The sequence below is a fragment of the Streptomyces sp. SYSU D01066-1 genome (genome assembly GCF_054956795.1).
The window spans coordinates 1-7,839 of the sequence record NZ_JBUDHV010000070.1 but is presented as its reverse complement, the minus strand read 5'-3'; the positions used below and the strand labels follow the sequence as shown (position 1 = coordinate 7,839).

The following is a 7,839-nucleotide window of genomic DNA, read 5'->3' as shown; positions in this document are numbered from 1 at the left end:
ACTGCTGGGCTCGGTTCCGGCGGAGCACCCCCTGACCGGTGTGGTGCACACGGCCGGCGTCCTGGACGACGGCGTGATCGGCGCCCTCACCCCCGAGCGCCTCGCCAAGGTGTTCGCCCCCAAGGTGAGCGCCGTACGGCACCTGGACGAGCTGACCCGCGACCTGGACCTGACGACCTTCGCCGTCTTCTCCTCCGCGTCCGGCCTGTTCGGCTCGGCCGGCCAGGGCAACTACGCCGCGGCCAACGCCTACCTCGACGCGGTCGCCCACCAGCGCCGCGCGGCCGGCCTGCCCGCCACCTCGCTGGCCTGGGGCCTGTGGGAGCAGACCAGCGGCATGACCGCCCACCTGGGCACCGCCGACCAGGCCCGGATGAGCCGGGGCGGCGTCCTGCCGATCGGCCCCGCCGAGGGCATGCGGCTGCTCGACGCGGCCCTGGACACCGGTAAAGCCCTCCTCGTCCCCATCAAGCTCGACCTGCGCGCCCTGCGCGCCGACGCGACGGCGGGCCGCCCCGTGCAGCCCCTGCTGCGCGGCCTGCTCCGCACCGCCCGCCCGCCGGCCCGCGCCACGGCCGGGGACGGCACCGGCGGACTCACCCGCCGGCTCACCGGTCTCGCCCCGGCCGAACAGGAGGCGCTCCTCCTGGACCTGGTACGCGGCCACGTCGCGAGCGTCCTCGGCCACGCCGGGGCGGAACAGGTCGACCCCGAGACGGCGTTCAAGGACGCCGGATTCGACTCGCTCACCTCCGTCGAACTGCGCAACCGGCTCCGCGAGACCACCGGACTCAAACTCGCGGCCTCGGTCGTGTTCGACTACCCGAACCCGCTCGCTCTGGCCCGCCATCTCCACGCGGAACTGGGCACCACCAACGACGCCCTGTCACTGGTGCGCGAAAAGATCGAAGACATCGAGTCACTGATCGCCGGACTGCTTTCCGACGAGTCCAAGAAGGCCGACGTCGTGCTTCGCCTCCAGGGCCTGGTCGCGAAGTGCAACGGAGCGGCCGAGGAAACCCCGGATTCCGCGGTGGCGGACCAACTGGAGACCGCCTCCGCCGATGAGGTCCTCGGCTTCATCAACGACGAACTCGGAATCGTCTGACCGTCACGTTCTCGCGGACCGTCAAACCCTCGGTGAGGAATGGAAGATGGCCACAGAGCAGGAACTCCTCAAATACCTCAAGCGCGTCACGACGGAACTGCACGACCTGCGCCGACAGGTCAAGCGGAACGCGGACGAGCCGGTCGCGATCGTCGGCATGGCCTGCCGGCTGCCCGGCGGCGTGACGACGCCGGAGGAGCTGTGGCGGCTGGTCGCCGAGGGCCGGGACGCCGTGTCCGACTTCCCCACCGACCGCGGCTGGGACCTGGACGCGCTGTTCGACGACGACCCCGACAGCGCGGGCACCACCTATGCCCGCCAGGGCGGATTCCTGCGCGACGCCGGCCTGTTCGACGCGGGCTTCTGGGGGATCTCACCCCGTGAGGCGCTGGCGATGGACCCCCAGCAGCGGCTGCTGCTGGAGACCTCCTGGGAGGCGCTCGAACAGGCCGGCATCGACCCGACCTCGCTCAAGGGCACGGACGTCGGCGTCTTCAACGGCATCATGGGCGTCGACTACTTCATCGGCGGCGAACTCCCGCCGGAACTGGAGGGTTACGCCGGCACGGGCGGCGCGGCCAGCGTCGCCTCCGGGCGCGTCTCCTACGTCTTCGGCTTCGAGGGCCCGGCGGTGACCGTCGACACGGCCTGCTCATCCTCCCTGGTCGCCATCCACCTGGCCGCCCAGGCCCTGCGGCGCGGCGAGTGCTCGATGGCCCTGGCGGGCGGCGCCACCGTGATGGCCACTCCGCACACCTTCGTGGACTTCTCGCGGCAGCGGGGGCTGGCCGCCGATGGTCGCTGCAAGTCGTATGCGGAGGCGGCCGATGGTACGGGGTGGGCCGAGGGTGCGGGTGTGGTGGTGCTGGAGCGGTTGTCGGAGGCGCGGCGCAGGGGCCATCGGGTGCTGGCGGTGGTGCGGGGCAGTGCGGTCAACCAGGACGGTGCGTCCAATGGTCTGACGGCGCCGAACGGTCCGTCGCAGCAGCGGGTGATCCGCAAGGCGCTGGCGAACGCCGGGCTGACGGCGGCGGACGTGGACGCGGTGGAGGGCCATGGCACGGGCACGGTCCTCGGTGACCCGATCGAGGCACAGGCCCTGCTCGCCACCTACGGTCAGGACCGCGAACGGCCGCTCTGGCTGGGCTCCCTGAAGTCGAACATCGGACACGCTCAGGCCGCCGCCGGTGTCGCTGGCGTGATCAAGACGGTTCAGGCCCTGCGGCACGGCGTCCTGCCCGCCACCCTGCACGCCGACGAACCCAGCACCCGCGTCGACTGGGAAGCGGGCGCGGTCCGGCTCCTCCACGAGACCATCCCCTGGCCCGAGGTGGACCGGCCGCGCCGGGTGGGCGTCTCCGGGTTCGGCGTCAGCGGCACGAACGCGCACCTGATCCTGGAGCAGGCCCCGGAGGAACCGGTGGCCGAGGAGCCGGTGGTGCCGGCCGGTGGTGTGGTGCCGGTGGTCGTCTCCGCGCGCAGTGGCGGGGCGCTGGCCGGTCAGGCGGGGCGGTTGGCGTCGTTCGTGGGTGGCAGTGATGTTCCGCTCGCGGAGGTGGCGGGGGCGTTGGTGTCCCGGCGGACGGTGTTGCCGGAGCGGGCCGTGGTCGTGGCCGAGGGCCGTGAGGAGGCGGTGGCCGGGCTGCGGGCGCTGGCCGACGGGGAGACCGGGGCCTCTTCGTTGATCACGGGTTCGGCTGTCGGGGGCCGGTCGGTGTTCGTGTTCCCGGGGCAGGGGTCGCAGCGCGCGGGGATGGGGCGTGAGCTGTATGACCGCTATCCGGTGTTCGCCCGCGCGCTGGACGAGGCGTGTGCCGCACTGGATGCGGAGCTGGCCGGGCATGTGGATCGCCCGGTGAAGGACGTGGTCTTCGGCGAGGTCGGCAACGCGGGTGGTGGCCTGCTGGATCGGACGGTGTTCACGCAGGCGGGGTTGTTCGCGGTGGAGTCGGCGTTGTTCCGGCTGGTGGAGTCGTGGGGTGTGCGGCCGGATGTGGTGGCCGGGCATTCGGTCGGTGAGGTCGTGGCCGCTCATGTGGCCGGGGTGCTGTCGTTGGAGGATGCGGCGGCGTTGGTGGCGGCGCGGGGCCGGCTGATGCAGGCCCTTGCTCCGGGTGGGGCGATGGTGGCGGTGGCCGCCACGGAGGCGGAGGCCGAGGAGTATCTCGGTGCGGGGGTTGATCTCGCGGCGGTGAACGCGCCTGGTTCGGTCGTCCTGTCGGGTGAGGAGGGCGCGGTCGAAGCGGTGGTGGAGAAGCTGCGTGAGCAGGGCCGCAGGACCAAGCGGCTGGCTGTCTCGCACGCGTTCCACTCGGCGTTGATGGAGCCGATGCTGGCCGACTTCGCCAGGGTGTTGTCCGGGCTGACGTTCGACGAGCCGGCTGTTCCCGTTGTGTCCAATGTGACGGGCCGGCTTGCCGTGCCGGGGCAGCTGACCGATCCGGCGTACTGGGTGGACCATGTGCGCCGGCCGGTCCGTTTCGCCGACGGGATCGGGGCCACCGACGGCTCCGTCTTCCTGGAACTGGGCCCGGGTGCGGCGCTGACCGGCGCGATCACGGAGTCCGCGGGCGAGGACACGGTATGTGTCCCGGCCCTGCGCGACGACCGAGGCGAGGCCCACACGCTTCTGCTGGCCGTCGCGGAGTTGTTCGTGCGCGGCACCCGGGTGGACTGGGCGGCGGTCCTGCCCGAGGGTGCCACCGAGATCCCGGTGGACCTGCCGACGTACGCCTTCGACCACCAGCACTACTGGCTGCGGATGTCGGAGTCGGTCGTCGACGCGGCGGCCCTGGGGCTGGCTGGTGCCGGGCATCCGCTGCTGGGCGCGGTGGTGCAGTTGCCGCAGTCCGACGGGCTGGTCCTCACCTCCCGGCTCTCCTTGCGCACCCACCCCTGGCTGGCCGACCACACCGTGGGCGGAGCGGTCGTCGTCCCCGGCGCCGGGCTGGTCGAGCTGGCCGTACGGGCCGGGGACGAGGTCGGCTGCGGCGTACTGGACGAACTCGTCGTCGAGGCGCCCCTGGTCGTGCCCGAGCAGGGCACCGTACGCGTGCAGGTCACCGTCGGCGGACCGGACGGGACCGGTACCCGTGGCGTGGAGGTGTACGCGGCCCCCGGTGACTCCAGCGAGGCGGACCGAGCGGTCGCCTGGACCCGGCACGCCACCGGCGTACTCGCGCCGAGCACCGGTGGGACCGCGACGGACGCCTTCGACTTCACCGTCTGGCCGCCGGCCGGAGCGCAGCGGATCGAGACGGACGGCCTGTACACGGAACTGATCGCCCACGGCCACACCTACGGCCCCCTCTTCCAGGGGCTGCGGGGGCTGTGGCGGCGCGGGGACGAACTGTTCGCCGAGGCCGCGCTGACGGAGGAGGACCAGGGCGAGGCCGACCGGTACGGCGTCCACCCGGCGCTGCTGGACGCCGTCCTGCACCCCGCCGTCCGGGAGGCCGTCACCGGCGACGGCGCCGAGGTGTGGCAGCCCCTGGAGTGGAACCGGGTCGTCCTGCACGCCACGGGCGCCACGGTGCTGCGCGCCCGGCTCGTACGGTCCGCCCAGGACGTCCTGTCGGTCGAGGCCGCCGACGAGACCGGCGCCCCGGTCCTGACGGCGGACGCCGTGACCCTGCGGCCGGTCCCCGCGGACACCCTGACGACCACGGACACCGCCCCGGGCGCGGACGACGCGCTGTTCCGCGTGGAGTGGACCGAACTGCCCGCGCCCAGGGCGGCCGGGGCCGTCCCGGAGTGGACGGCGCTGTCCGGGCCGGGCGGGGTGACGGACCTGGCGGGCGGCGCGGAGCCGCCCGCCGTCGCCGTGCTCGACTGCGTCGGGGACGGCGCGGACGGCGACGCGGCGCTCACACTGACCAGCAGGGCACTGGCCGTCGTCCAGGCCTGGCTGGCCGAGCCCCGGCTCGAAGGAACACGTCTCGTCGTACGCACCCGGGGCGCCGTACCGGCGGGCGGGGACGCGGCCGTGACCGATCCGGCGGCCGCGGCCGTCTGGGGCCTGGTCCGGGTCGCCCAGGCCGAGAACCCCGGCCGGATCGTCCTGCTCGACACGGACGGCCCGCTGGACGACGCGGCCTCCGGCCCCCTGCTCGCCGCAGCCCTCGCGACCGGCGAACCGCAACTGGCCGCACGGGGCACCACCCTGTCCGCGCCGCGCCTCACCCGCCCCGAACCGGCCGGCACACCGGTGGCCTTCGACCCCCGGGGATCGGTGCTGATCACAGGCGGCACCGGCTCCCTGGGCGCCCTGGTGGCACGGCACTTGGTGCGGCGGCACGGCGTACGGCACCTGGTGCTGGTCAGCCGGCGCGGCTCGACGGCCGGAGGCGCCGCGGAGCTGGTGGCCGGGCTGTCGGAGCTGGGCGCGGAGACGGTGTCCGTCACGGCCTGCGACGTGTCCGACCGGGCCGCGGTGGCGGACCTGCTGCGCTCCGTGCCGGCGGACCGCCCACTGTCGGGTGTGGTGCACACGGCCGGTGTCCTGGACGACGGTGTGATCGGCGCGCTGACGCCCGAGCGGCTGGCCGGCGTGTTCGCGCCCAAGGTCACCGCGGTCACGCACCTGGACGAGCTGACCCGGGAACTGGCCCCCGGACTCGGCGCGTTCGTGGTGTTCTCGTCGGCGGCCGGAGTGTTCGGCTCGGCGGGACAGGGCAACTACGCGGCGGCCAACGCCTGCCTGGACGCCATGATGCAGCGCCGCCGGGCCGCCGGACTGCCGGGTGTCTCACTGGCGTGGGGCCTGTGGGAACAGACCACCGGCATGACCGCCCACCTGGACGACACCGACCAGGCCCGCATCAGCCGTGGCGGCTTCCAGGCGATCGCCCCCGACGAGGGTCTCGACCTCTTCGACGCGGCCCTGACGACCACGGAGAGCCTCCTCGTCCCCGTCAGACTGGACCTGCGGGCCATACGCGCCGAGGCCGCGGCCGGCGGTGACATGCCGTCACTGCTGCGCACACTCGTCCCGCACAGCAGGCGTGCCGCCGCCCGCATCGCCGCCGGCCGCGGCAGCGGCCTGGCGGCCCGGCTCGCGGGCCTCGCCCCGGCCGAGCGGGAAGCCCTGCTCCTGGACCTGGTCCGGACCCACGTCGCGACCGTGCTCGGGCACGCCGGCCCCGAGCAGATCAAGGCCGGGAAGGCGTTCAAGGACGCCGGCTTCGACTCCCTCACCGCCGTCCAGCTGCGCAACCGGCTCCGCGAGGCCACCCGGATCAGCCTCCCCGCGACCCTCGTCTACGACTACCCGACCCCGCTCGCCCTCGCCCGCTTCCTCCGTGACGAACTGGACGGCCCCGGCGGCGACGCCACCGGTGCGGCGGCCCCCACCGTCGTCGTGGCCGACCCGGACGAGCCGATCGCGATCGTCGGCATGGCCTGCCGGCTGCCCGGCGGCGTCGACAGCCCCGAAGAACTGTGGCGGCTGGTCGCCGAGGGCCGGGACGCCATCTCCGGCTTCCCCGACGACCGCGGCTGGGACGTGGACGACCTCTTCGACACCGACCCCGAGAACATCGGCACCTCCTACGTCGACCAGGGCGGCTTCCTGCACGAGGCGGGCCAGTTCGACGCGGGCTTCTTCGGCATCTCGCCGCGCGAGGCGCTGGCGATGGACCCCCAGCAGCGGCTGCTCCTCGAAACGTCCTGGGAGGCGCTGGAGCGGGCCGGCGTGAACCCGGCCGCCCTGAAGGGCACGGACGTCGGCGTCTTCTCCGGCGTCATGACCCAGGGCTACGGCATCGGCGGTGACATCCCGCCCGAGCTGGGCGGCTTCACGGCCACCGGCTCCGCGGTGAGCGTGGCCTCGGGCCGGGTGTCGTACGCGCTCGGCTTCGAAGGCCCCGCGGTGACCGTGGACACGGCCTGCTCGTCCTCCCTGGTCGCCATCCACCTGGCCGCCCAGGCCCTGCGGGGCGGTGAGTGCTCGATGGCCCTGGCGGGCGGCGCGACCGTGATGGCGACCCCGGGCACCTTCGTCGAGTTCTCCCGCCAGCGGGCGCTCGCCCCCGACGGCCGCTGCAAGGCTTTCTCCTCCACCGCGGACGGCACCGGCTGGGCCGAGGGCGTCGGTGTGGTCGTCCTGGAACGCCTGACGGAAGCGCACCGCAAGGGTCATCGCGTCCTCGCCGTGCTGCGCGGCAGCGCGATCAACCAGGACGGCGCCTCCAACGGCCTCACCGCCCCCAACGGCCCCTCCCAGCAGCGGGTGATCCGCCGAGCGCTGGCCGTGGCCGGGCTGACCGCCACCGACGTGGACGCGGTCGAGGCACACGGCACGGGCACGGCCCTCGGTGACCCCATCGAGGCGCAGGCCCTCCTGGCCACCTACGGACGCGACCGGGAACGGCCGTTGTGGCTCGGCTCGGTGAAGTCCAACATCGGGCACACCCAGGCCGCGGCCGGTGTCGCCGGAGTCATCAAGATGGTGCAGGCGATGCGACACGGCGTCCTGCCCCCGACCCTGCACGTGCAGGAACCCACCCCACAGGTCGACTGGTCGGTCGGCGCCGTGGAACTGCTCACGGAGGCCCGCGAGTGGCCGGAGACTGCGGGCCGTCCGCGCCGGGCCGGCGTCTCCTCGTTCGGACTGAGCGGTACGAACGCCCATCTGATCCTGGAGCAGGCGCCGGAGGAGCCGGAGGCGGAACCGGTGGCCCCGGTGGCGGAGCCGGTGGTTCCGGTGGTCGGTGGTGTGGTGCCGCTGGTGG

General features: G+C 73.7%; 2 protein-coding genes. Both read left to right on the top strand.

Annotation, left to right across the window (positions count from 1 at the left end):
• On the top strand, positions 1-1,108 hold a 1,108-nt coding region (locus ACY1JF_RS31730; RefSeq protein ID WP_462708733.1), incomplete at its 5' end, for a type I polyketide synthase.
• Between the two features lie 46 nt (positions 1,109-1,154).
• Positions 1,155-7,839: SDR family NAD(P)-dependent oxidoreductase (locus ACY1JF_RS31725; protein WP_462708732.1), on the top strand; the 6,685-nt coding region annotated here is incomplete at its 3' end.